Here is a 24,951-nt window from a genome sequence, read left to right as displayed (position 1 = left end):
CATCATGAACGACGTTTTGCGCGCCCCCGCCGAGGTCAAGTACGCCGAAGAACTGGATTGGCTGGAGTCCATCGACGACGGCCCCAAGCCGTTCGCGTGGCGGCTGAGCCCGAAGATGGTGCGGCTGTTCATTCTCGGCTCCGAACGCGCGGACGGACTGGACCGCGAGGTGGAACAGAAGTGGTTCGGCGACCGCAGCTTCGTCGAGCGCAGCATTGTCACCCTGGCCTCGGACCGGGGTCTGCTGCTCATCGGTGATCCGGGTACCGGCAAGAGCTGGCTGGCCGAGCTGCTTGCCGCGGCCATCAGCCGCAATTCCACACTGGTGGTGCAGGGCACCGCCGGCACCACCGAGGACCACATCAAGTACTCGTGGAACATCTCCATGGTCATCGCCAAGGGGCAGTCGAGGGAGTCGATGATCCCGTCCCCGATCATGACCGCCATGGAGCAGGGCGTGATCGGCCGCTTCGAGGAGCTCACCCGCTCCACCAGCGACGTGCAGGACGCGCTGATCTCCATCCTGTCGGAGAAGTACGTCTCCATCCCCGAGCTCGACGACGACAATGTGGTGTTCGCGCAGCCGGGCTTCTCCATCATCGCCACCGCCAACAGCCGCGACCGGGGTGTGAACGACCTGTCCTCGGCGCTCAAGCGGCGCTTCAACTTCGTGCGCATTCCGGTGGTGTCCAACAAGAAGAGCGAGGCGGAGATCGTGCGTTTCCGCACCGCGGAACTGCTGCGCCGCCATTCCCTCGAACTGGAACTGCCACCCACGCTGCTGGACATCCTGCTGGAGAGCTTCGCCGATCTGCGCGCCGCCGCGGCCGCCGCCACCAGCGACGACGATAAGCTGGAGTCGGCGCTGTCCACCGCCGAGCAGATCGGTGTGCTCGAGGACGCCATCCTGCACAGCCAGTTCTTCGGTGCGAAGGAATTGCGCGCCGAGACCCTCGCCGGTTCGCTGGTCGGGTCCCTGGCCCGGCGCACGCCCGAGGACCTGGCCATTCTCAACAAGTACCTGCACGGCGTGGTCGAGCCACGCAACAAGGACAAGAAGGGCAATGCCGCCTGGGGTGAATTCCTGGAGGGCGGCCGGGCGGCCATCGCGAGGCTGTCGTGATCGTCTCCGATACCCGGTCCACGCCGAATACCTTTGCCGCGCTGCGGGATCAATTGGCGGACGCCGCCGTCGCGTTCGCCGGAATGGGGGCGGCGGGCGACATCCTGACGGGCATGGTCGACGATGTCGACCGGGCGCTATCGGAGCGGCTGGAGATCTTCCCGGTCTGTCACCACTCACCCGCCTCCGGTCTGGCGATGGTGCGGCGGCTGCGCGAAAAGCAGCCGAGCGTCATCTACCTGGAACTGTGCGAAGACATGCGGCCGCTGCTGGACGAACTGCGCAACTGCCGGTTGCCGGTCGCCTTGCAGGCCTTCGCCACCGATGTCGAGGGTTTCCCGGCGGAATGGGCACCGCTGTCGGTGGTCGCGCCGATCACCGAATCGTCGGCCGAGTACCAGGCCATCGCCTATGCGCTCGATACGCCGGGTGTCGAACTGGTGCTGGTGGATCGGTCCACCGATCACATCTTCCAGTGGGCTCCCCAAAAGGCGGAGTCGGAAACACCTGCCGACGACGAGCCGCCCGAGGACGAGGGCCTGCACGGCGCCGCGGTCGGCATCGAAATCGGTGATCTGCGACCGCGTTTCGCCGAACTGGAAGAACACCTGCTGCACCACGGCAAGGTCCGGCACTGGTCGGAATGGTGGGACCAGTACGTGGAGCAGCCCCTCGTGGACGCCGATTACGACACCTACCGCCAGGTCATGGTGATGATCGGCAGCCTGTTCCGGCGGCTGCGGCGCGGCAGCACCGTCGAGGACGAGGACCGTGAGAGGTACATGTGGACCCGCATGCGGGAACACTTGGCCGCCACTGACATCGATCCGGCACAGGTGTTGTATGTGTGCGGCGCGGCCCATGCGGCCAGCCCGGTCGAACAGTTCGGGCTGGAGTCGGACGCGGCGTTCGAGATCTCGTCGCGCTCGGCCACCAAGTGGCACTACGGGCTGATCCCGTCCAGCCATTCCGCCATCGAGGCGCAGTTCGGGCTGGCCGGCGGCGCGGTGTCGATCGCGGCGGCCACCTGGGCAAAGGGATTGCGGCGCGGCAGATTGCAGTCGTTCCAGCTGGAGGGCCAACAGGGCACGAAGAAGCGCGCCAAGAAACCGTCGCTGCTGCCGGCGGAACCGGAAGCCAAGGTGACGGACCAGCTTTCGGGTTTTCTGTCCCGGCCGCCGGTGCTGGACCCACTCGATGAGGCCGAACTGCTGGAATGGTCGGTGGATATCGTCCGGCTGGCCCGGCGCAACGGGTACCTGGCCAGCACCGCCGACGCCATCGCCATCTTCGAGACCTCGATCCTGCTGGCGGGCTTGCGCAATCGCGCCCGTCCGACGCCGTACGACTTCCAGGACGCGGCCGTCACCTGCGTCGAGAAGGACCGGGTGCCGGGACGGCGTGATGTGCGGCGGCTGTGCGAAATCCTGCTCGGCGGCGACCGCATCGGCCAGGTCGGATACGCCGCGCTGCCACCGCTGGCGCGCGATGTGCTCGACCGGCTGGAACCACTGGGACTGGATCTGTCCAAGCGGACACTGCAACGCGCGCTGCTGGACCTGAAGGCGAATCCGGACCTGCGGCCGTGCTCGGATCTGCTGTGGCTGCTGCGCAGATTGCTGCCACAGGACGCGCTGCGGCCCATCATGGGTTCACGCGGACTGGGTGCGATCTCGATCCAGGAGAGCTGGGATATCGGGCTCGGCAAATACCAGCGCTCGCTGGTGGAGCTCGGCTACGAGGGCGTGTCGGTGGAGCAGGTGCTGGAGCAGCGCCTGCGGCGTGCGGTCGCCGCACCGGACGCGACAGCGGCGGTGGCGCTGGGCGCGGTCGAGGACGCGCTGGTGTATCTGGGATCGGTCCGGCTCGCCGACGAGCTGGGCAATCGCGCGGTCGACCTCCTCGCCGCCGAGCGAACGGTCGACGATGCGCCCGTCGTGCTTCGGCGTATCCGGTTGCTGCTCAACTACTTCCGCTCCACCGAAGCCGGCCTGCCGGCGTGGTGCGAACGGTTCGTGACGGCCGGGTACGCGCACTACTGCACCCTGCTGCCCACCGCCTTCGCCGCCGAGGAGACCGGACCGGCGCAGGTGGCGGCCATGCTGGGCTTCCTGTTCGGGATGGAGAACCTTGCGCTGTCGCTGGGCTGCGATCACACCCAGCTGGAATTGGCGGTGTTGCAATCGCATCCGGAGGCGCCGGCCAAGGTGGCCCTGCTGTGGGCGGCGCGGTTCCAACTCGGCCTGCTGACCATGGCCGAGCTGCGCGAGCGGTGCGACGGGATGCTGGCCAATCCCCTGGTACTGCCGACGGTTCCGCAGTACGTGAGCGGTTTCGTGCAGGCCATCGACCCGGCTCCGGCATTGAAACCCTTTGTAGTGGAGCTATTGTCGAAAGCCTTCGGCACGCTGCCGGACACGGTTCTGCTGCCGTGGCTGCCGAAGCTCATCACCACCCTGAAGGATCAGGCAGCCGGCCTGATCCCGGGACTGGTCCGCGAAGCGGGCCGCACCTTCCCCGGCGCACTCCCCGCCGTGGACGCCTTCGTTCCGCCCTGGTCGGTCGAATTCACCACGGCCGCAAAGCCGGTGGCGGCGGCACCGCGCGGGCCGGTCACCGAACTACTGGCCGCCCACCCCGCCGCCTGCGACGCGCTCGCCGGACTGCTCGGCCTCGAGGCCGGCTGGCAGGAGGTCGGACCGGCCGGAAACAGCGAGGCAACCGGCTTGCTCGACCGGTTCCCCGCAACCGCCGCCGCACTGGCGGCGCAGCTCGCAGTGTCAGCCGCGCGAACCTGACGCGGGCCCGGGGGGGGTACGGGCCGCCACTCGTGGTTCTACACGGCACCCTGGTCACACCGGACATGTACCAGGACCTGGTCGATATGCTCGCCTTGCGGTACCAGGATCGTCGGGCACTGTTCTCCCAGCGGCGGGCAATTCGATTCGTTTCTTGGGGTCAGGCGTAGACGATCTCGCCGGTGCCGACGAGGACAACCAACTCGTCGGTATTGGACACCAGCGGGCCGCAACCTACCGCCACTAGCATCCCCCCATGCTCACCACGTGCGGAGGATTCCTCCTGGCCATCCTCTGGATGGATTTGATCTTCGACACCCAAGTCCTGCGCCACCGCGCGGAGCCCGAATTACCCACCGAAGTACTGGATTCCATCACCGCCTACTACCACCGGGCCACCACCACGTCCCGCCCGATGAGCACCCTGATCGCCCTGGTCATGCTGATCCTCTTGGCTGGCTTGGTATTCGAACTACTCCGCGGCCACCATCCCCTCTGGCTCCCCCTTCTCGCACTCGTACTGGCCCTCGCGGCAATTGCCCCGGCTGCCCTCCGCACCGTCCCCAACGCGGTCCGACTCGGCTCTCGCATAGACCCACTCCCCGAGCAGTCCCGCCTGGCCCGCCTCATCCTTCGCGACCACATCACCAGCGCGACCTGCATGCTCGCGTTCGTCATCCTGTGGTCGGCTCACCCCACATTCACCTGATCCAGCAACAATGAAGGCCCCTCACCCGGGTGGGTGAGGGGCCTTCATGTCAGTGGACACGCTCATACAGCCCGACCGTTGCGCGCTTCGACCGCCCGGACCAGCGCCTGCACCCCGGCATCGCGGGCAAGTCGGTTGTCCAGCACCACATTCACCGCGCCGCGCAGCAGGGCGTACGGCTCCCAGCCGGTGGGGGCGATGGTCCGCGCGGCCCGCCGACCGATGCCGTCGGCAATGGTCTCGGCGGCCTCGGCAGCGGTGATCCGCACATTGAGCGGCCACGGCAGCATGTCCCCGAGTGCGCGCCCCAACTCGTCTTCGTCGAGGGTGTCATGCGTCATGGCCGTCTGCACAACGCCGAAGTAGGCCACACCCGCCGTGGCACCGACCGCGGCCAGTTCGACCCGCAGTGCACGCCCGAGTTGCTCGACGCCCGCCTTGCTGATCATGTACGGCGCACCGCCCATACCGGGCGCGAAGGCGGCCGCCGACGAAACCACCACCACATGACCTTTCGCGGCGATGACATGGTCGAGAGCCGGATGCACCGTATTGAACACACCGGTGAGATTGATACCGATGACACGGTCGAAATCGCTGCCGTCGATGGTCCGCAATGTCGCCGGACGCGGGACCACACCCGCATTCGCGACCACCACGTCGAGGCGGCCGAAACTGGCCACCGTCGCCGCGATGGCCTCGTCCATCGACTCGCGATTCGCGACATCGGCGGCGATCGCATACGCCCGAGCACCGAGTGCTTGCACCGCGGCGCGGGCGGCCCTCGCATCGATGTCCACCAACGCGACCGAGGCCCCGCGGGCGTACAGGTTCTTCGCCAGTTCCAGGCCGATGCCCTGTCCGGCACCCGTGATCAGCACCGCCTTGCCGCGCACGTCATATGCTGGGCCGCCGATCCAGCGCAGCGGGTTGAGCTGTCCGATATCCATCAGGCACTCACCTCATAGGCATCGGCGTCGAATCGGCTTGTGCGGCTGCGGTATTCGAAACTCCAGTTCGGGTAGAGGCCCGCATTGCGGCCGTCCGGTGTCTGGTAGTAGCTGCGACATCCGCCGGTGAGCCACACCGTCGAGTGACTTCGTTCTGCCATCTCGTCGAGGAACGCCTCCTGCGCCTGCGGCCGCACCTCGACGCGGCGAGCACCTGCGGCCCGCATTGTCTGCAAAGCGTCCACGATGTAGGCGATCTGCGACTCGATCATGTAGATCGCCGATTGGTTCCCGGCCGCTCCGAAGGGCCCGAGCGTGAAGAAGAAGTTCGGGAAGCCCGACAGGGCACTGCCGAGATAGCTTTGCGGGCGCTCCTCGTACAGTTCGGCGATGGTAAGGCCATCGCGTCCGGTGAATCGTCCGAAAGCCGCGGAGACGGGCTCGAATCCGGTGCCATAGATGATGGTGTCGACCGGAATCTCGACACCGCCCCGCGTCACGATCGAGTGCGCGCGCACTTCGGCAATGCCGTCGGTGACGACCTCGACATTGTCGCGATCGAGTGCGGGCAGGTACGCGTCGGAGAAGATCGCCCGCTTACAGCCGATCATGTAGTCCGGGGTCAGCACCTTGCGCAGCCGCGGGTCGCGGACCTGACGGCGCAGCTGCCACTTGCCGAGTAGTTCGTACGGGTGCCGGAATCGATTGTCCACGAACCCGATCAGCCCGAAGCCCTCGATCAACGTATAAAAACCGCCTCTAATCGCCTTGCCCGCCAGGGGCAGTCGGCGCAGCAGCTGCCGTTCCAAGCCGAGCGTCCTGCGGTCCATGCGCGGCACGATCCACGGCGCCGAGCGCTGGAACAGGGTGAGCGCACCGACCTCGGGCTGGATCTCCGGCACGAACTGCACGGCCGAGGCACCCGTGCCGATCACCGCGACCCGCTCCCCCGTCAGATCGTGCGCATGATCCCAGTGCAATGAATGAAATGCCTTGCCCTGGAACGTCTCCAACCCCGGCAGCGACGGGTATTTCGCCTCACTGAAAACCCCGGTCGCGGAGATCACGAAGTCCGCGGTGAAGTCTCCGCTTACGGTGCTGACGCGCCACAGCGATTCGGCATCGTCCCACCGGGCATCGAGCATCTCCGCGTTGTAGCGGATGTGGCGCACCACGTCGTGTCGTTGCGCCACCGAACGGAGGTACGCCAGGATCTCTTCCTGTCGACCATAGGTGCGCGACCAGTTCGGATTCGGGGCGAAGGAGTAGCTGTACAAGTGCGATGGCACGTCGCACGCACAGCCCGGATAGGTGTTCGCGCGCCACGTGCCGCCGAGGTCATCGGCACGTTCCAGAACTGTGAAATCGTCGAATCCGGCTTCGCGCAGCTTTATCGCCAGACCGATTCCGGCGAAACCGGCCCCGACGATCACGATATGCCGGTGTTCAGTATCGGTGGCCATGCTCAGCGGGTCTCCTTTTCGCGCCACGATCAGAGGTCGAGGACGAGTCGATCGCCCGCGGCGCGTGATACGCAGCTGAGCATGTGGTTGTCGCGCTCACCCGCGGTCAGCGTTCGGTCGCGGTGGTCCACGTCGCCCGCGAGCACCGCGACCTTGCAGGTGCCGCAGAAACCTTGCTGGCAGGAGTAGACGGCGCCGGGAAGCTCGCGCCGGATCGCGGCGAGTGCGGTCTCCTCGGCTCGCACCCGAATGGTTGTGCCGGTGCGTGCCAACTCGATATCGAATTCCCTGCCGTCCATGACCGGGATCGCCGAGAAACGTTCCGTGTGCAGCGAACCCGTCGGATTGACGGTGAACATCGTCTGCTGCGCGACGGCCAGCACCGGCGGCGGACCGCACACGTACACCGCCGCACCGGCCTGCGCCCGAGTGATCAGTTCGGCGACATCGGGGATGCCGAATTCGCTGTCGGGCCTGACGTCGAGCTCGCCGCGCCGCAGCCGCGCCAACTCGCCGAGGAATGGCATCGTCGCCCGCGATCGACCGAGGTACACCATCTTCCAGTGGGCTCCGGCGGCATCGGCCGCCTTGACCATCGGCAGGATCGGCGTGATCCCGATACCGCCCGCCACAAAGAAATAGGACGGCGCGTCGATGAACGTGAATGCATTTCGCGGTCCGCGCACCCGCACCGCGTCGCCAGGACGCAACACATCATGCACCTCGCGGGATCCGCCGCCACCGTTGGCAATGCGCCGGACGGCGATCCGATAGCGGAAGCGATCGCTCGGGTTGCCGCAGAGCGAGTACTGCCGCTGACGGCCCGAGGGCAGGAACACATCGAGGTGCGATCCCGGCTTCCAAGCAGGCAGCGGCCCGCCATCCGCTGCCTCGAACGTCAGACTCACGACATCCTCGGCCTCGATGTACACCCGTTCGACGACGAGATCCAGTTCGAATCCGCTGCGGCGCACGGGATTCGGACGCGACAGCACGGATGCGGCGGAACCGGCGACGAAGACCCGCAGATAGGCATCCATCATCGCGCCGAGGACACGCAGGCTCGCGGGCGGCGTGAATTCCGGTGCCACCGTATCGGTTCCCATCAGTGGCCCGCGGCGCGCGCCGCGGGAGATTGTGCGAGGTAGCGCAGCGCGGTGTCCATCGGGCCGAGCTGCGACGGATGGAAGCCCGGACGCAGATAGCGCGGCAGTTCGGTGAAGAACACCGTGAAGCTCGGGATCACACCGCGGACCGTGGCTTTCACGAACTGCAGCGGCCACAGCCGCCCCTTGTTCGGCTCGGGGTCCTTCCGGTACAGATACGCCGTCGAAATGATGAACAGCGGCAACAGCGTCGCACTGGCGAGGACCGCGGTGCGCGCCTTCCGGGCATAGCCACCGTCCACGTACATGTAGGCGTCATAGACGACGCTGCGGTGCTCGACCTCTTCGGCGCCATGCCAGCGGACCAGATCCAACATCGTCGGATGCATGCCCTTCTGCTCGAGGACCTCGGCCTCGAGCAGCCATTCACCCAGGACGGCGGTGTAGTGCTCCATACCGGCGAACAGGCCGAGACGCTCCTCGAGCCACTCCCGCTTCGCGCGTCCGGTCAAACCGTGATCGCCGAGGATCCGGTCGACCAGCCACGCGATCTTTCGCACATACGACTCGACGTCGAGTCCGATCGATTGCAGATGGCGGCGGGCACCTTCATGACTGCTGGCATGCATCGACTCCTGGCCGATGAACCCGGCAACCTCTTCCCGCAGCCGCTCGTCCCGGATCAGCGGCAATGCCTCGGCCAGACAGTTGGCCATCGCACGCTCACCCTCGGGCAGCACAAGGTGCATGACATTGACGATGTGCGTGGCCAGCACCTCGCCCGGGATGTAGTGCATCGGAACGGATTCGAAGTCGAAGTGGACGTCCCGAGCATTGATCGCGTGCGCTTCATCGCGGTAGTGGTGCTTCGCTACACCGGCGGTCTCGGCCATGCATCGACAGTACATTGCAACATTTTCTATGGCAATGTAACAGCAACAAATAGTTTGAGAATGTTGCACAACGTCCATTTGTTGCTACCCTCATTGACGTGAGCCCCCCGACTGCGACCTCGACGAACAAGCCCGAGATCGACGATTCGGTGGCGGCTCGCATCTTGGATGCCGCCCTCATCCAGTTCGAAAAGGTGGGCGTCAAGAAGACGACGATCGAGGACATCGCACGACAGGCCGACGTCGATCGGGTCACCGTCTATCGACGGATCGGCTCCCGCGACGATGTGGTGCGGGCGGTGATGACCCGCGAAGTGGAGTCGTTGCTCGCCGAACTCGACGCGATATCCGCGCGCAACGACAATGTCGACACCCTCGTCGCCGACATCTTCGTCACGGTGATCACCCGGTGGCGCACGCATCCGCTCGTCAACCGGATGCTGGCACTGGAACCGGAACGCGTCCTGCCCCAACTCACCACCGATGGCGGACCCATCTTCACGATGTCGGTGGCGGCAACGGCCACCACACTTCGCAGTGCTGTCGAAAACGGGCTCCTACCCGATGCCGCCGACCTGGATACCCGCGCCGAAATCGTCTGCCGCATCGTGCACTCGTTCATCCTGCAGCCACACGGAACGATCACACTCGAATCCGAGGAAGACCTCGAGACCTTCGCGCGAAAATATCTGGTGCCGATCATCACCGGATAACGGGGGCGCACGCCTTGTGCTACTCCATATTGGGCATCGCCCTACGACCTATCATGGCGTGCCCGTCTGTGACGCAACCGAATTGGCGGTGAGGCTACGATCGTCGGCGTGACTGCACCGAAACTTCGAGCAATGGATGCGAGCGGACGCACGCTGGACGATCCAACCGACACCGAGGTGCACGATCTATTCGCGAGCCTGAACGCACGCTGGATGTTCGCGATCGTCGAAAGACTCGATCGCGAGCCGACGAACCAGTTCTACTTCCAGATCCACCTCGACCACGTCGGTGACCAGGATCCCGACGCCGACGCGGAAGTCGACGTCGATTACGACGTCGAGTTCCGCGACGGCGGCCCGGACAAGCACTACCGCGCCAGGATCACCGGAATGTACGGCTTCACCGGAATGGATCTCGTGCACAAGGTATTTCGCGCCTGGCGAGCCGAAGACCCCGCGCTGAAAGACCTGCTGCAGTGGGAACTGTTGGAACTCGACGGCTGAGCTGAGCCCCCGACCGAACGAAGCGCCCGGACACTTCCCGGCTGAGCTTCAGGCGTTGGGGGCGCCCAGAGCTTCGGCGCATCGGGTGCGCCGTTTGATGAATTGCATTCACGCTGATTTCCATATCGTGAAATCCGTATTGCGCCAAGCGGTTCCGCCGCCACATTATTGACACACCATCGGGACGACGCCTTTGCGCACGGCAAAGGCATACGGAGATGTCAACCATGAAGCTCTTCACTCGGCGGCGCACGGTCGACCTGATGCGCTCGCCGCACGGAATCTGTCACCGCTGATCCGGCTCCGGCGCAGTTCGAAGCGCCATCGGGCCCGCGAACTGCCTATTTGCGGGGCGGCATCGCACATACCCACCGCACTGCCCAGAACCTGAAATCCGTTCCGGTTCGAACATCTTCATTCGCCGTGCCCGAAATATGCCGGCGAATCATCAAAAGAAAGGTCGGATCATGACCAACGTCATCAGCGATTCCGTTCAGGAGAATGCGGCCGACGCGGAGTCGAGCACGCCGGAAATCTCCGTACGACCCCTCGCCGGGCATATCGGCGCGGAAATCCGTGGTGTCGACCTGTCGCAACCACTCGATGACGCCGTCGTCGCCAAGATCCGCCGAAAGCTGCTGAAGCACAAGGTCGTGTTCTTCCGCGACCAACAGATCGGCCACGCCGAGCAGATCGCCTTCGCGCGACGGTTCGGCGAGCTGACCCACGCGCACCCGCACGAGGACGCGCCGCCAGCGGAATTTCCGGAGATCCTGACGATCGATCCGAAACGCTACGAGCAGAAGTACGGCAAGAAGTTCCGCGACGAGTACGCGAAGCGTCAGTACACCTATTACGCGGGCTGGCACACCGATGTCACCGCCGCGGTGAACCCGCCCGCCGCCTCGCTGCTGCGCGCGGAGACGGTGCCGGACTTCGGGGGCGACACGACCTGGACCAACCAGGTCGCCGCCTACGCGGGACTTTCCGAACCGCTGCGCAACCTGGTCGACGGGCTGCGCGCCGAGCACCGGTTCCTGGCCGGTCAGGAGCGCGGCGACGAGAACGATGAACTGTCGCGCCGGATCAAGGCGAACCTGCTCGTCTCCCACCACCCGGTCGTGCGGGTGCATCCCGAAACGGGCGAGAGGGCGCTGTTCGTCAATCCCGGTTTCACGACCCGGATCCTCGATCTGTCCGCGGTCGAGAGCCGCAAACTGCTGGAACTGCTGTACGAGCACCTCACCCGTCCGGAATACACCGTCCGATTCAAGTGGGAGCCGGGCAGTGTGGCGTTCTGGGACAACCGTGCCACCGCCCACCTGGGTCCGCAGGACCTCGGCCACCTCGATGTCGAGCGAGTGCTGCACCGGGTGACCCTGATCGGTGACCGGCCGGTCGGCCCCACCGGATACATCTCGGAGATCGTCGAAGGCGAAGAATTCCGTGCAACCGCCAACGTCAAGGTTGCCTGACCGGAAACGAGTGCCGCGCAGCCGATTTCGCGGGTGTCAAGCCCCTGCATCCCGGGCTCCGACCAACTCGGCGGATTATGTGACAGATCTCCTTTTCACTCCGTAGACTGCGGGCACGAGGGAGGTGTCGCAAGGACGCCACTCCGGTTGATCAGAAAGACACCAAGTTCGTGATGCGTTCCGCGGTAATCGCAGCTTTCGTCGGCGCAACCCTGCTCGCAGGCGCCACCGGTACCGCAACCGCGGATATCGCGGTCGAGCCGGGCACCGGATCCAGTTCCGGCTCGGGCACACTCACCACCGGATCGGCGGGCGGAGCCACCACCACCGGCTCCTCGGGGACCGGATCGGCCGGGGCCGCCATGAAAGGCTTCGAGAGCCTGCTCTTCGGCGGGCCGCTATTGTGCGCCGCCCTCGGCAGCGCGGTCGGCGGGACGCTCAGTTGCGCGGGCACAGCGGGCCCGGTCATTCCCTAATCCGACCTGCGAAAAGGCCCCCGGCAACAGCGTGAACCCAAGCTGTCGCCGGGGGCCTTTTCACTATCCGAGGAGGTCAGCGATTGTCGGCGTTACCCGCTTTCCATTCCGGCCACGGAATGTTCCAGTCACCGAGACCGTCCACGCCCGACAAAGTGCCGCCCACCGTGTTCTTGACGATGGTGATGTCACCACGCTTGGCGTTCTGCAGCACCCACTGCGCATTCGCCGGACTGAGGTTCAGGCAGCCATGGCTGGTGTTCGAATAGCCCTGCGCGCCAACCGACCACGGCGCGGAGTGGAAGAAGATGCCCGAGTAGGACAGCCGGGTCGCATAGTCGACCGGCGTCTTGTAGCCGTTCGGCGAACTCACCGCGACGCCGTAGGTCGAGGAGTCCATGATGATGCGATCGAAACGGTCGCCGACGATGTAGATGCCGTTATCGGTGGGCGTGCTGTCCTTGCCCATCGAGGTCGGCATGGTCCGCACCACCTGACCGTTCATCTCCACCGTCACCTGCTTGGTGTTGTCGTCGGCGGTGAAGATCGTCGGATCGCCGATGGTAAAGAAGGAGTGGATGTTGTCCTGGCCGAACAGCCCATTGCCGAGATTGCGGCCGTAGACGTTCACATCAATGGTGACCTTGGTACCCGGCGCCCAGAAGTGCTCCGGCCGCCACCGGACCTCACGGTTGTTCACCCAGTAGAAGGCGCCCTCTACCGGTGGCTCAGTGGTGACCTTGATCGCATTCTGCGCGGCCTTGCGGTCCGGGATGTTCTCGTCGAACTGCACGGCGACCGGCTGGCCGATGCCGACCACCTCGCCCTCGCCGGGCAGCAGAAACGGCTTGGTCTGACTGTTCGGCGAGCTGGTGGTGAAACTCAACATGGTGGAGTTCGCGCCACCGAGACCGATCGCGTCGGCCTTCAGCTTGTAGGTCTTGCCGTAGCCGAGCACCTCGGTGGTCTCCCAGCTCCGCCCGTCGGCGGCCAGCTTGCCGCCGACCGGAGCCCCCTGCGGATTGATCAATGTCACCGTGGTGAACTTGCCGTCATCGACCTTGAACGTCATCGGCATGCCGGGAGAAACCCCAATCTCACCGTCCTTGACCGGGGACAACAGCTTGGGCTTCATCAGTTCGGTGATCGGATTGCGGTCGATGGCGACCGATGCGGTTTCCGCGGCGTTGGATGACGAGCATGCCGTCAAGGCCAGCGCGAACACCGCGAAAACGACTGCAGGTCCGGTGATCTTTCGCATCAACCGATGCCGACCCCGACCAACGCTCATATTCAACTTCAACCCCGTTTCAAGTCTCGATGCCGCGTCAGCGCACCGATGGCTTCGGATCCAACCGACACAGCTCCTCCCGCAACGCCGATGGAGTCCGGTCAAGATCACGCCCCCGCCATTCTGTCAGGTCGGAAGGCATGATCCAACGTGAAACCACTCCGCCGCTGGCAGGTTCACCGGTTAGATCACTTCCATCCCGCGCCGTGTTAACACCGGCCGCGGGCTCCCCATCTGCCCCGGTCAGAAACCGATTTCACTTATGGGCACTCCGCCTGTTAATCTTTGTCCCGCACCGGAACACGGAGCACAGCAAGATCCGCGCCATTAGCTCAATTGGCAGAGCAGCTGACTCTTAATCAGCGGGTTCGGGGTTCGAGTCCCTGATGGCGCACTTAAATTAGCAAGTCAGGCCCGACACTACGGTTGGGCTTGTTCCGCTCTACCGGACCGTCACCAAAAGAACACCAAAAAGTCACCACCATTGGTTCAGCAGCTGGCCGTGCCCAACCCCGGCTCCAGGACGGCCGATGAGTCCGGCGCCTGCTCCGGCGAGACGATATAGCGCCGCTCCGTGACGCCCTCACAAGAATGCCCCAACTGCTTCGCGGCCGTTTTCGAATCCGACGCCTCAGCGATCTCGCAGCGAGGGTGTGCTCGATCTGGCGGCGGGTTGCGCCGGTCCAAGGCCCGCCGACCACCGTCGCTCATGCCGGCCTGCCGAACCACCGGTCGGCGGCCTGCTCGAACGCTCCAGGATCTGGGTCGTCCCGATCGCTCGCCCAAGCGACGATGCCGTCAGGCCGGACCAGCACGGCACTCAGTCCGAGCGCGTTTCTCGCGGGCTCGGCCGCATAGCGTACCGTCACATCGCTGCCGGACACTCGGCGCAGCACCGCCTGGAGGTGCTCGCGTGTCGGGGGCTGCATGGGCCCCACCGGCCTGACCTTCGACACCGTCGCGGCCATCGCCGCCTTCTTCGGCCTGCCCGTCGGCGAGTTGGCGTCCTGCTAGGCCGGTTCGGAGGCGAGGGCTTTGTCCAGGAGTGCTCCGAGTTCGTCGAGTTCGGCCTGGGAGAGCCCCTGGAAGGATTCCTCGGCGATGGCATCCATGATCGCTTGCCCCTCGGCGCGCAGCCGTTCGCCCACCTCGGTGAGCCGGTGGCGGACGGCGCGTCCCGGGCCGGAGAGGCGTTCGATCAGTCCGCGGTCGGCCATTCGGGTGGCCAGTGAGCCGAACGATTGGTCGGTCTGGAAAGTCAGCACGGCCAGATCGTGCAGTGAGGCGTCCGGATTGCGGTGCAGGTGACGGAGTGTGTCCCACTGCACGAGGGAGATTCCCAGCGGCGTCAGGGCGCGGTTCAGCGCGCGGTGGTGGCGGTACTGCAGCCGTTTGACGGACAGGCCCACCTCGGCCGGGCGATAGCTCATGGCACTCATCCTAACTGCTCAAATAAAGGTTGCTTACATAAGGTTGCTGATATAAGGTTCCTTACATAACTGATAGCGCAAAGGATCACGACAATGAGCACTTCCGTTCCGGCCGGCAGCCTGCGACCTACCCGCACCGACATCCACACTCTCGCAACCGATTCGGTCGACACCGTCGAGATCGCCGTCGACGAGCGTGACCGCACGCGGCCATTCCTGCTCCTGCACGGCGGCGGCGGGGTGCAGACCATGGCCGACTTTGCCGACCTGCTGGCCGAGCGCACGCACTCGCGAGTGCTGCTGCCCACCCACCCCGGCTTCTCCGGCACACCGAAGGCCGACGGGCTGACCGATGTCACCGCCTTGGCCCGGGCGTACGTCGCGCTGCTCGACCAACTCGACCTCAGCGACGTGACCGTGATCGGCAACTCCTTCGGCGGCTGGCTGGCCGCCGAGATCGCCATGCAGGCCAGCCCGCGGGTCAGCGGCGCGGTGATCATCGACGCGATCGGCATCGAGGTCGAAGGCCACCCAATGACCGATGTGCGCGGCAAGTCGATCGAGGAGATCCGCTCGTTTTCCTGGCATGACCCGAGCAAGGCGCCGACCGCGCCCGGTGGCGGCACCGGTCCGAGCCCGGATGTGCGGGCGCTGATCGGCTACACCGGCCCGACCATGACCGACCCGACACTGGCCACGCGCTTGGCCGCCATCGATCTGCCGGTCCATGTGCTGTGGGGTGAGGGCGACCGCATGGTCGACCCCGAATACGGCAAGGCGTACGCCGCCGCGATCCCCGGCGCGGCCTTCACGCTGCTGCCCCGCACCGGTCATCTGCCCCAGGTCGAGACGCCCGAGGAACTCCTCGGCGCCATCCTCGACCTCGACCTCCTGAAGTGAGGACCACGACTAGGCGCACCTCTCTCACCGTGACCCGGCTCGGGCACGCCTGCCAGCTGATCGAGATCGGCGGCAAGCTCGAATTCCTTCGCACCACCTCAGGCCGATTCGGCGCTGCCCCTGTCGAGGTTGTCGTTGAGCCGGATCAGCAGCTCCTCGAGGGTTCGGATCTCCGCGGACGTGAATCCGGCGACGGCCCGCGCGTTGAGGTCGGCCAGCTGCCGGCGCGCGGCGTTCAGGTGCGGTGCGGTCTCGGTGGCCAGCGTGATCGTCTGACTGCGCGCATCGCGGGGGTTGGGCGTGCGGCGGATCAGCCCGTCGCGTTCCATCCGGGTGAGCAGCTGGGCCATGGAGGGCTGCTCGATGCCGGTGGCGTCGGCCAGCTCCTTCTGCGTCAGCTCGGCGCCGTCGCGCAGCAGCGCGAGCACGGGGACCTGGGCGTAACGCAGCCCGAGCGGTTTGAGCGCGGCGTCTCCGTCGCGCGCCAGCGCGCGTGCGGCGCGATTGATCAGCTGGGCCAAGCTTGGCATCGATGTGGTTTCCACATCCCTCCTTTACATAGGATCCTATTTAGAGTTACATAGGATCCTATGAACAATAGCGTTTCCGTACCAGCAGCCCAAGTAGTCATCGCGGGCGCGGGCCCGACCGGCCTCATGCTGGCTTGCGAGCTGCGGCTCGGCGGCATCGACGTCGTCGTGCTGGAGCGCCGCCCGGTCGGCACGGTCGGCGAGTCGCGCGCACCGGGCATCAATGCCCGCAGCATGGAGATATTCACCCAGCGCGGATTGGCCGAGAAGTTCCTCAGCAGCGGCAAGGTCCTGCCCGGGGTCCTGTTCTCCGGTCTACCGATGGCCCCGCACCGACTCGATCCGGCCTGGCCCTCCGCGCTGATCCTGCCGCAGCACGAAACCGAGCGGATCCTGGCCGCCCGCGCCGCCGACCTCGGCGTCCGTTTCCTATGGTCCACGACCGTGGTGAACCTGCACCAGGACGACACCGGCATCGAGGTGTTTCTCGAAAGGCCGCAAGGCCCGGCCTCGATCCGCGCCGACTATCTCATCGGCTGCGACGGCGGCCACAGCTCTGTGCGGAAGATCAGCGGCTTTCCCTTCCCTGGCGACGAGCCGGTCGCGTTCTGGGTGGTCGGCGACGTGTACCTGGACTCCCCGCCCGACGGCAACGGTGTATTCGGCCGCAACGAACGCATCGGCACCTACCAGATCTCCCGGGCCGAATCGGGGCTGTTCCGCCTGAGCCTGATGCGGGCCACGCCCCCGGCCGACCGCACCGCACCGGTCACCCTTGACGAATTGCGCGAGGTCATGCGCGACGGCCTGGGCACCGATTACGGTCTACGGGACGCGCGCTGGATGTCGCGCTTCTCCGACGGCTTCCGCCACGTCACCCACTATCGCCAGGGCCGGGTCTTCCTCGCCGGGGACGCAGCCCACACCCACTCGCCCATCGGCGGACAGGGATTGAACCTCGGCATTCAGGACGCGGTGAACCTGGGCTGGAAACTCGCCGCCGTACTCGACGGCACTGCGGCCGACGCCCTGCTGGACACCTACCACCAGGAGCGGCACCCGATCGCGGCCACCGTGCTGCAGCTGACCAAGGCCCAAACCGCGTTGATCAAACCCGGACGGCAGAACGACGCTCTGCGCGAGGTCGTCGCCGACATCCTCACCGTGCCCGAGGTTTGCCTGCGTCTGAGCGGAATCCTGAGCGGACTCGATCTGCGCTACCCACTCGGCGACACCCACCCCCTGCTCGGGCGGCGCATGCCAAATCTGCCTCTGACGACCGACCAGGGCCGCACAGACGTGTTCAGCCTGCTCCACCGAGCCCGTCCGGTGCTGATCGATCTCCGTGCCAACGGATCGACGGGCATTCCCACCCCGTGGACCGACCACGTGGACCGTGTCGACGCACGGCTCGCGCCCACCCGGTCCAGCAGCCCGTGGCACCTGCCCGTCTTCGGCGACGTCCCCGCCATCGACGCGGCCCTCGTCCGCCCCGACGGTTACGTCGCCTGGGTCAACCCCGCCACCCAACCCATCGACCACCACACTCTGACCGCCGCACTCAGCCAATGGGTGGGCGCAGCCGACAGCAAGCTACCAACTCCCTGATGGCGCGCTTGGATGAGGCAGGTTCGGCGCCAACATGATTCGGTGGAGTGACCAGCGCACGGCAGCGTAGAACAATGCCTGACATGATCGAGAGCATCCATACCGACGACGCCCCGTTCGTGCGATTCCCCGACGGCACAGAGCCACCGCTGTCGCAGGCCATCAGAGTCGGCGATCTGGTCTTCACCTCCGGCCAAGGTCCGCTCGACCCTGTCACCTACGAGATACCTGACGACTTCGGTGCCCAGGTGCGGCAGGTCCTGCACAATCTCGTCGCAGTCGCTGTCGCTTCGGGCAGCAGAAAAGACCTGATTATCAAGTGCACCTGCTATCTCGCTGACAAGCAGGACTTCGCGACCTTCAACCGCGTGTATCGAGAGTTCTTCGCCGACTGCTCCGCGATGCCGGCCCGGACGACGGTCGTCGCGCAGCTGGTACGCGAGGGAGTGCGCGTCGAGATCGACGGGGTTGCGGCCCTCGACCGCGACAGTTCGCTACCGCGCATCTGACGCCCGCACGCCGGGACGATGCATCCACACCGTCCCGGCCATGCGAGTCCAGCGCGACCGGTCCTCCTCGACCGCGCCGACCCCGCCGATCTGCGTGACACCGCGCGAAACTGGCGGCACGTTCGTTGTCTCGGGGCGACTGCTCGTTGCACGGGGCCAGGCCGACGAAACGTTTCTCCGGGCCGAGAACGGTGGTTCACAGGCCCAGCAGTTTCGGTGAAATCCGTGCGCGAATCTCCGTTGTGAGCGGAACCCTGGCGTCGAACAGCCGCAGTCCAGTGCCACCACCCGCCCCGGCGATCAGGCACAAGGGCGCACTAATGCGCGCTCCTCAAGGTGTGCTTTCCCAATGCTTGGCAAGGGGTGTGCCGGCGAACCGCTCGAGCATCAAGCGGGACAACAGCAGCAGGGAGCTGCGTGGCCGGTGGTTCACCACGAGGCGCTGAGCCTTTCCGGCGGCGTTGAAGGTAACCAGGACGATGACATGAATCGGCACGCCGCGGACTGATGAGGTGTAGTCCTCGAGGAAGCTGTTCTCGCCGCAGGGGCCTACGTAGTGGAAGTCTTGGAACTCGTATATTTCGCGGGCGGCGACCACGACTTCATGGACGGCCTGCGCGCCCTGGATGGCGCCGTCCCACGCCGCGCCCTCCCCGGTTACATCGTCGGCCAGGTTGTCCAGCCACGCTGGATAGTACGGCTTCCCCATATATGTCGACGTCATGCCGCGCCTCCCGTGGAATCCGGCAGCGAGCCGGCTCGCCGACGCGCGCCCACGATGTGTGACCTATGACCCGTGCAACTATATCGACCGGCAGCCGGGCTGCGGGGAATCCAATTGGGCAATGCGGTACGGCGCGCCCGCAGCGCCGACACCCACGACACCCGTATAGGCCCCATGGCGCCAGAGCGGCCCGTCGGTGGAGGACCCGCGAACTGGCTCTGCTTGCTCCGCCGTCCGCGCATGTCCTGATCGGAGGCCTTTCCGGCCCGCGAGGAGGGGCGGCATTCGCGGTCTGCAGCCGAAAATGGGCGAGGCGCCGGCAGCGATCAGAACCGAACGCTTCCGGCCGAGTGGAGGCTGACCTGTGAATTCGGAACCTGTTGCCGGCGAACGGCATCACGCCGATGCGGGCCCTGTGGGGCGCCCGAGCCGTTCGCCCACAACTTCGGCTACGCGCACGACACAGTCGCGCACTGTGCGTCGGCCCTGCTCACCATGATCACGACCCCGGCCGGACACTGGCCCCGATTCGATGCCGGAGCGGTCATCAGCCCGCCCAGGGGGCATGCATGAGACAGCATTTGATCGACGCCGGCCGGCTGATCGTGCCCGGACCTGGGCATACGCACGGCCCACTGCCGCCAATGCTGCTCGCACTAACCGTGGTCACCGGTCTGGTCGATGCGTTCAGCTACCTCGAACTGGGGCACGTCCTGGTCGCGAACATGACCGGAAACGTCGTCTTCGCCGGCTTCGCCGCTGCAGCCGCGCCCGGCTTCGTCTGGTGGGCCCTGCTGCTGGCGGTGGCGACCTTCCTGATCGGCGCGCTGACCGGCGGGCGCCTGCACAGCCGCCTCGGTGTCCACCGGGGCCGCCACCTCTACGGTGCCGCAGTGACCGAGCTGGTGCTGATCACCGCGGCGTGGATCACGACGTTGATGGTCGGTCAGCCCTACCACGGCTGGTCGCTGGCTGTACTCATCGCATTCCTGGGCGCGGGTTTGGGTCTGCAGAATGCGACCGCCCGCGCCCTGGCCGTCCCCGACCTGACCACCACGGTCCTCACGCTCACGCTCACCGGCATCGCGGCCGACAGCGTCGCTGCGGGCGGTACCAACAGCAAGCTCGGCCGACGTCTGATTCCGATCGGCGCCATGTTCGCCGGCGCGGCGATCGGCTCCGCACTTGTCGTCCACGGCCACGGTCCGGCCACGCTCGCAGTCGCGGTGTTCCTTCTGGCCACGATCGTCGTCTTCGGACGCTTCGCCGCCCGCTCCACCCGAAGCTGGACCGCCAAGTCGTGACTCCGATCTACCTCGGAACAAGTGATGCTGCGCACGCACCGCGACGTCAGGTCATGTCGAAGTGGCGCAGTCTCGGCCAGGTGTCCGGCGCAGTCGGGCGGCGGCTGTTCGAGTCCCCCGCTGACCAATTCACGGTGTCCCGTTTTCAGGGATTCACGGCCCGTGAAGCGGGGTGATCACCTGCCCGCGCCGTACAGACTGGAATGCGTGCTCGCCGCTGCTCGCACGCCGCCGCGACGAACGGCAGGAACGACCATGGCAGGTAACCCGCAAGGCATTCGTCGGTACCACATCCTGCCTGGCCGCCACCGCAACGCAGCCCGAGTACGCACACCGAGACACAGCACTCCCGAACCAGTGAGACTCAGCCGACCAGTGCCTACTCCAGGGCGCCTCGGCATCGTCCGCCTGGCGATCTCGAGAGAGAAGACGATGGCCAAGCTCAATCCTGAGCCGATCCGTGACCCGCAAACCGATCACCTTCTGACACCGCAGAACTGTGCCATCGTGTTGATAGATTTCCAACCCGGCCAATACGCCACCGTCGGGTCCGCTACCCGTGCCGAGATCGACCTCGGCGCCATCACACTGGCCAAGCTGGCCCACGCCTACCGGGTACCGACTGTGGTATCCACGGTGGCGGTCGGGATGGGTGTCAACCAGCCCACTGTGCCCGAGTTGATGAACGAGCTGCCGGGCGTAATCGAAATCGATCGGACCGGCGTGAATTCCTGGGAGGACGCCGACTTCCGCGCCGCCGTCGAGGCCACCGGCCGTAAGAAGATGATCATGGCCGGCCTCTGGACCGAGGTCTGCTTGGCATTCCCCGCCCTTGACATGCTGAATGAAGGCTACGAGGTTTACCCCGTCGTCGACGCCGTCGGAGGGGTCTCCCCCGTCACGCACCAGACCGCAATCACCCGCATGGTCCAGGCCGGCGCCCACCCCATCACCTCGTTGGCCCTCGGCTGCGAACTAATGCGCAACTGGGCCCGCTCCGACGCAGACCTCTACCGGGTCATCATCAACGACTACTTCCACCGCAAGCGCCGAATCGGCGATACCACCGGCGACCTCTTCCGTCAGTAGATCGGGTTCTCCACCATTGGGAATCAGGGATGTGACTTTCTCGGGTTCAACATCCGCCGGGACCACGGCTGGGTCCCGCTGATCAAACCCAGTGAAGACGACCGCTACCGCCGGGCGGGCTGGTTGCGCGCGTTGGATCGGCACGCGCAGCCACCGCTGCCCCGACGATCCCCGCGGTGTTCTGCAAGACGGCGGCCACCACCGGCGTGCGATTCTTCAGCAACGGAATCCATTTGTCGCCTTTGCGGCTGACCCCGCCACCGGCGATGAACAGGTCGGGCGAGATCGCGTTTTCGATGGCGACCAGCACCTTCGTCACCTCCGGGGCCCAACGCTTGTAGCTCCAGGCGTGCCTTTCCTTGACCGACGCGGCGCCCCGACGCTCGGCCTCCATTCCGCCGACCTCGATGTGACCGAATTCAGTGTTGGGCAACAAAACCCCGTTATGGATCACCGCCGAACCGATGCCGGTGCCGAACGTCAGCAGCACAATGACGCCGTCGTTGTCCTTGCCGGCGCCGAACTCGACTTCGGCCAGTCCCGCCGCGTCGGCGTCATTGAGCAGGGTCACCGGCTGTCCGCCGAGTTCGGCGCTGATCACCTCCTGGGCGTTCACTCCGATCCAAGACTTGTCGAGGTGCGCGGCGGTACGGGCTACGCCGCCACTGACCACACCCGGATAGGTGACGCCGAGCGGCGCGTCCCACTGGAAGTGCTGCACCACCTCGCGGATCGTGTCGGCGAGAGCCTCCGGAGTAGCTGGCTGCGGGGTCGGGAGTCTGAAGCGGTCGCCGATCAGCTGCCCGGTGCCGAGATCGACGACGCCGCCCTTCACGCCGGTACCGCCCACGTCGATGCCGAAGCCCCAGCGATGCGGCTCAGCCTGGCTCGGCTTTTCGGTGACCGAAGCGGTGGAATCGGTCATGGACACTCCAGTACGCGACGGCGGCCCGAGGTCGGCTCGCTCCACAGATTCCGGGCTGGTCGTTACCGTGGGTTTCATCGAGTCCGCCTGGTCACGAATCGGAAATCGAGGCAGAGATTTTGGGAGGCTGCCCGTTATTCCAACAAAAAGGGCGCAAAAGCTTCGTTCACAACGGCACTGCCCGCTTCGGGCGCCCCGCTGAACGGACACGGCGCATGTCAGGGACATACTCCGCTACTGATGGTGCACATAACATCAAGCATCTATTCTCTCCCCCGGACCGGTATTCCTGCTACCGGCAAAAGCCGGCGGTCCCATTGCAGTTCGGCAGCGTATGTCAACACTGCAATACCCGCGGAACTGCGGGTGATTCACAGTTACCGGACTCGGGTGCCACGAGCGCCAGCGCAGACATTCCCGCTTCCACTGCGATGACCGCCAGATCTACGAATCTCCTTTCCAGAGGTGAATGCAGTCAGTTGGATGCGGCGTTGACCGGGACGGCGTCGTCAGCGGTGAGGGTGTGTTCGCTCCGCCAGATGTCGGACTCGCCAGAGAAGCGCGGAATTGCGGGTCTGGGCTGCTGCTGTGCGCGTTCGAACCGATCCACATCGCGCATCGGTGTGACAGCCATCAGCAATGAGTCCCAGGTCTCGCGCAGGAAGTTCCCGGTGGTACGGCGACATTCCGGCGCGGTCGCGTATCGGCGGGCGATGGTCACGAAGTCTTCAGGTTCCACGCCCGCGACGTCACGCACGTGCGTCGTCGGTCCGCCGAACTGCCATGTCCCCAGCGCGTATTCGGGCATGTAGTGGTGCAGGCTCGACTCGAGGAACACGTCGAAGCCCATCCGCTTGGCACCCACCCGCACCGCTTTCATGAACATGCGCGGAGAGACGTCGACGTGACGCACCCGCCGGCCCAGCGCCTCACCCATCGCATTCGCGAGGTCTGCCCCGGACATCAGTGTCGGACCGGTCGGGCGATAGGACCGGCCGTCGTGCCGATGGGGGTCGAGCAGCGCGCCCACCGCGACCCTCGCGATGTCCTCATTGGACGGCGGCGCGTTCAGCCCCGCCCCGGTCGGGAACGGCATTATTCCCATCTGCGCGGCCGTCGGTAGCAGGTTGAAGTAGTTATCGGCGAAGAATCCCGGGTCTACGGCCACGTGGGCGGTGTCGGGCAGCATTTCGAACAGCTTGTCCGTCAACCAGGCGTGGCGGGTCATCAGCGACGGATGCTCGGGGCTGGCGAGCCATTGGCCAAGCACCACCACCGCCTCCACTCCCGCCCGCCGCGCGGCCACGGCGAACGCGACCGCACTGTAGAGCACGTGCGGGTGGTAGGGCGGATTGAAGTAGAGCCGGTCGACACCCTCCAGTGCGGCCTGCACCTGCGGTATGTCGAGCATGTCCGCGACCACGATCTCCGCGCCCAGGGCCCGCAGCCGCGCGCTGCGAACATCCTCGCGATGCACCAGAACCCTGGTCGGTACCCCGCGTTCCAGCAGTTGGGTGGCCACTGCGGAGCCGACCTTGCCCGTCGCTCCGGTTACCAGCACTCGCGTTTGCTTCATCACATGTCCTTCCGTGAGATCGACCAATGTGACCAACGGTCACTTCCGGATATGAGCGTGCGCCTCTATGTGACCGTTGTCAACATGTGGCTCGGCGTACCATCCTGGGGATATGACCGCTAGTGACACCCGGCCCGACCGGCGCAAGTCGTACCACCACGGTGCGCTGCGGTCCACGCTGATCGAGACGAGCGTCGCGCTCGCCCGCGCGGGCGGGCCGGACCGGGTCGTCCTACGGGAGGTCGCCCGGGCGGCGGGCGTGTCCCATTCGGCCGCCTATCGTCACTTCGCCGACCGCGAGGCGCTGCTGGCAGAGGTGTCCCGGTACGCCAGGGCTCAGCTCGGGGCCGAGATGCGACGCCGCATCGACCAGACCGACGACGTGCTCCTGCGTCTGGGCGCGGTCGGCGCCGCCTATATCGACTTCGCGCTGTCGGAACCCGGCCTGTTCCGTTGCGCGTTCGTCTCGCACCCCGTGGCTGCCGGCGATCCACCCGCAGCACCCTCGACCGACGACGCCGCGCCGGAGCCGTTCACGATTCTCGGCCAGGTCCTGGACGAGGCGGTGCACGCGGGTCTCATGAGGTCGCAGCGCCGCCCCGGCGCGGAGATCGCCGCCTGGTCCGCCGTGCACGGACTCGCCGTCCTACTCGTCGATGGACCGCTTCCCGATACCCCGCCGGCCGTCGCCTTCGCCGTCGACCAGGTCCTCACGCTCATCGCCAACGGCCTTCTCAACCAAACGGATACGTAACCGGCATCAGCAAAATCCCCCCGTCGGCCACATGCCGACGGGGGGATTTTTGTTCGATCAGTGCGATAACACACCGCCATCGGGGCGATAACGCCGGGTGT

General features: G+C 65.8%; 24 protein-coding genes and 1 tRNA gene. 14 read left to right on the top strand and 11 right to left on the bottom strand.

The annotated features are described in order from the left end of the window. Positions 1-4: 4 nt before the first annotated feature. The 3 genes from ABZ293_RS15500 to ABZ293_RS15490 all read left to right on the top strand — a co-directional run bounded on the left by ABZ293_RS15500 (position 5) and on the right by ABZ293_RS15490 (position 4,630). Entirely contained in the window at positions 5-1,123 is a 1,119-nt protein-coding gene (locus ABZ293_RS15500) for an AAA family ATPase (RefSeq protein ID WP_355180998.1), read from the top strand. Beyond that, a complete protein-coding gene (locus ABZ293_RS15495) occupies positions 1,120-3,921 on the top strand; it encodes a DUF5682 family protein (RefSeq protein WP_355180996.1) in 2,802 nt (933 codons plus the stop codon). The genes ABZ293_RS15500 and ABZ293_RS15495 overlap by 4 nt, the downstream gene beginning before the upstream one ends. A gap of 256 nt (positions 3,922-4,177) precedes the next feature. Further along, a complete protein-coding gene (locus tag ABZ293_RS15490) occupies positions 4,178-4,630 on the top strand; it encodes a hypothetical protein (protein ID WP_355180994.1) in 453 nt (150 codons plus the stop codon). Between the two features lie 62 nt (positions 4,631-4,692). Here ABZ293_RS15490 and ABZ293_RS15485 read toward each other — a convergent pair whose 3' ends face one another. Genes ABZ293_RS15485 through ABZ293_RS15470 form a run of 4 tightly spaced genes read right to left on the bottom strand, consistent with a single transcriptional unit; the run spans position 4,693 to position 9,042 of the window. Continuing rightward, complete coding sequence (locus ABZ293_RS15485) at positions 4,693-5,580, bottom strand: short-chain dehydrogenase/reductase (protein WP_355180992.1); 888 nt, start codon at positions 5,578-5,580, stop codon at positions 4,693-4,695. Continuing rightward, positions 5,580-7,043: an NAD(P)/FAD-dependent oxidoreductase gene (locus tag ABZ293_RS15480; protein ID WP_355180990.1), complete on the bottom strand. Its 1,464-nt coding sequence runs from the start codon at positions 7,041-7,043 to the stop codon at positions 5,580-5,582. Before ABZ293_RS15480 ends, ABZ293_RS15485 begins: the two co-directional genes overlap by 1 nt. Before the next feature lie 29 nt (positions 7,044-7,072). Next, positions 7,073-8,149: a PDR/VanB family oxidoreductase gene (locus tag ABZ293_RS15475; RefSeq protein ID WP_355180988.1), complete on the bottom strand. Its 1,077-nt coding sequence runs from the start codon at positions 8,147-8,149 to the stop codon at positions 7,073-7,075. Beyond that, positions 8,149-9,042 (bottom strand): metal-dependent hydrolase, encoded by an 894-nt coding sequence (locus ABZ293_RS15470; RefSeq protein WP_355180986.1) that lies wholly within the window; start codon positions 9,040-9,042, stop codon positions 8,149-8,151. The genes ABZ293_RS15475 and ABZ293_RS15470 overlap by 1 nt, the downstream gene beginning before the upstream one ends. A 98-nt stretch (positions 9,043-9,140) precedes the next feature. On the opposite strand from ABZ293_RS15470, the gene ABZ293_RS15465 reads away from it, so the two are divergent. The 4 genes from ABZ293_RS15465 to ABZ293_RS15450 all read left to right on the top strand — a co-directional run bounded on the left by ABZ293_RS15465 (position 9,141) and on the right by ABZ293_RS15450 (position 12,210). Next, entirely contained in the window at positions 9,141-9,755 is a 615-nt protein-coding gene (locus ABZ293_RS15465; protein ID WP_355180984.1) for a TetR/AcrR family transcriptional regulator, read from the top strand. Positions 9,756-9,863: 108 nt separating this feature from the next. Beyond that, positions 9,864-10,259 carry a hypothetical protein gene (locus ABZ293_RS15460; protein ID WP_355180982.1) on the top strand — a complete coding sequence of 132 codons (396 nt, stop codon included), beginning with the start codon at positions 9,864-9,866 and terminating at the stop codon, positions 10,257-10,259. A 467-nt stretch (positions 10,260-10,726) separates the two neighbouring features. Beyond that, positions 10,727-11,734 (top strand): TauD/TfdA family dioxygenase, encoded by a 1,008-nt coding sequence (locus tag ABZ293_RS15455; RefSeq protein WP_355180980.1) that lies wholly within the window; start codon positions 10,727-10,729, stop codon positions 11,732-11,734. A 173-nt stretch (positions 11,735-11,907) separates the two neighbouring features. After that, positions 11,908-12,210, top strand: coding sequence for a hypothetical protein (locus ABZ293_RS15450; RefSeq protein WP_355180978.1), 303 nt, complete (start codon positions 11,908-11,910; stop codon positions 12,208-12,210). A 76-nt stretch (positions 12,211-12,286) separates the two neighbouring features. On the opposite strand, the gene ABZ293_RS15445 is transcribed toward ABZ293_RS15450, so the two are convergent. Beyond that, positions 12,287-13,471, bottom strand: coding sequence for an Ig-like domain-containing protein (locus ABZ293_RS15445; protein ID WP_355180976.1), 1,185 nt, complete (start codon positions 13,469-13,471; stop codon positions 12,287-12,289). A 351-nt stretch (positions 13,472-13,822) separates the two neighbouring features. Between ABZ293_RS15445 and ABZ293_RS15440 the strand changes: the two genes are divergently transcribed. Next, positions 13,823-13,895, top strand: a tRNA-Lys gene (locus ABZ293_RS15440). A gap of 313 nt (positions 13,896-14,208) precedes the next feature. On the opposite strand, the gene ABZ293_RS15435 is transcribed toward ABZ293_RS15440, so the two are convergent. Further along, positions 14,209-14,469 (bottom strand): hypothetical protein, encoded by a 261-nt coding sequence (locus ABZ293_RS15435; protein WP_355180974.1) that lies wholly within the window; start codon positions 14,467-14,469, stop codon positions 14,209-14,211. 42 nt (positions 14,470-14,511) lie between these two features. Beyond that, positions 14,512-14,931, bottom strand: a complete 420-nt coding sequence (locus tag ABZ293_RS15430; RefSeq protein WP_355180973.1) for a MarR family transcriptional regulator — start codon at positions 14,929-14,931, stop codon at positions 14,512-14,514. A gap of 93 nt (positions 14,932-15,024) precedes the next feature. Here ABZ293_RS15430 and ABZ293_RS15425 point away from each other — a divergent pair, with 93 nt between their 5' ends. Then, the gene (locus tag ABZ293_RS15425) at positions 15,025-15,831 is read left to right on the top strand and encodes an alpha/beta hydrolase (RefSeq protein ID WP_355180971.1); all 807 of its coding nucleotides are present in this window, start codon (positions 15,025-15,027) and stop codon (positions 15,829-15,831) included. A gap of 98 nt (positions 15,832-15,929) precedes the next feature. Here the strand turns inward: ABZ293_RS15425 and ABZ293_RS15420 are convergent, their stop codons facing one another. Then, a complete protein-coding gene (locus ABZ293_RS15420; RefSeq protein ID WP_355180969.1) occupies positions 15,930-16,376 on the bottom strand; it encodes a MarR family transcriptional regulator in 447 nt (148 codons plus the stop codon). 45 nt (positions 16,377-16,421) lie between these two features. Between ABZ293_RS15420 and ABZ293_RS15415 the strand changes: the two genes are divergently transcribed. Both ABZ293_RS15415 and ABZ293_RS15410 read left to right on the top strand, forming a co-directional pair. After that, positions 16,422-17,969: an FAD-dependent monooxygenase gene (locus tag ABZ293_RS15415; RefSeq protein WP_355180967.1), complete on the top strand. Its 1,548-nt coding sequence runs from the start codon at positions 16,422-16,424 to the stop codon at positions 17,967-17,969. Positions 17,970-18,052: 83 nt separating this feature from the next. Then, complete coding sequence (locus ABZ293_RS15410; protein WP_355180965.1) at positions 18,053-18,478, top strand: RidA family protein; 426 nt, start codon at positions 18,053-18,055, stop codon at positions 18,476-18,478. Positions 18,479-18,809: 331 nt separating this feature from the next. Here ABZ293_RS15410 and ABZ293_RS15405 read toward each other — a convergent pair whose 3' ends face one another. Continuing rightward, positions 18,810-19,202: a hypothetical protein gene (locus ABZ293_RS15405; RefSeq protein WP_355180963.1), complete on the bottom strand. Its 393-nt coding sequence runs from the start codon at positions 19,200-19,202 to the stop codon at positions 18,810-18,812. Positions 19,203-19,771: 569 nt separating this feature from the next. On the opposite strand from ABZ293_RS15405, the gene ABZ293_RS15400 reads away from it, so the two are divergent. After that, positions 19,772-20,506: a YoaK family protein gene (locus tag ABZ293_RS15400; protein ID WP_355180961.1), complete on the top strand. Its 735-nt coding sequence runs from the start codon at positions 19,772-19,774 to the stop codon at positions 20,504-20,506. A 432-nt stretch (positions 20,507-20,938) separates the two neighbouring features. Beyond that, a complete protein-coding gene (locus ABZ293_RS15395) occupies positions 20,939-21,595 on the top strand; it encodes a hydrolase (protein WP_355180959.1) in 657 nt (218 codons plus the stop codon). Between the two features lie 82 nt (positions 21,596-21,677). On the opposite strand, the gene ppgK is transcribed toward ABZ293_RS15395, so the two are convergent. Together ppgK and ABZ293_RS15385 are read right to left on the bottom strand one after the other, a co-directional pair. Continuing rightward, entirely contained in the window at positions 21,678-22,520 is an 843-nt protein-coding gene (gene ppgK / locus ABZ293_RS15390; RefSeq protein WP_355180957.1) for a polyphosphate--glucose phosphotransferase, read from the bottom strand. 475 nt (positions 22,521-22,995) lie between these two features. Then, positions 22,996-24,096, bottom strand: coding sequence for an NmrA family NAD(P)-binding protein (locus ABZ293_RS15385; RefSeq protein ID WP_355180955.1), 1,101 nt, complete (start codon positions 24,094-24,096; stop codon positions 22,996-22,998). Between the two features lie 112 nt (positions 24,097-24,208). Here ABZ293_RS15385 and ABZ293_RS15380 point away from each other — a divergent pair, with 112 nt between their 5' ends. Further along, a complete protein-coding gene (locus ABZ293_RS15380; protein ID WP_355180953.1) occupies positions 24,209-24,850 on the top strand; it encodes a TetR/AcrR family transcriptional regulator in 642 nt (213 codons plus the stop codon). Positions 24,851-24,951 lie beyond the last annotated feature (101 nt).

Origin of the sequence: Nocardia sp. NPDC005998, assembly GCF_040614395.1 — a bacterium.
GTDB lineage: Bacteria > Actinomycetota > Actinomycetes > Mycobacteriales > Mycobacteriaceae > Nocardia.
This window is presented reverse-complemented; position numbering and strand designations above follow the sequence as displayed.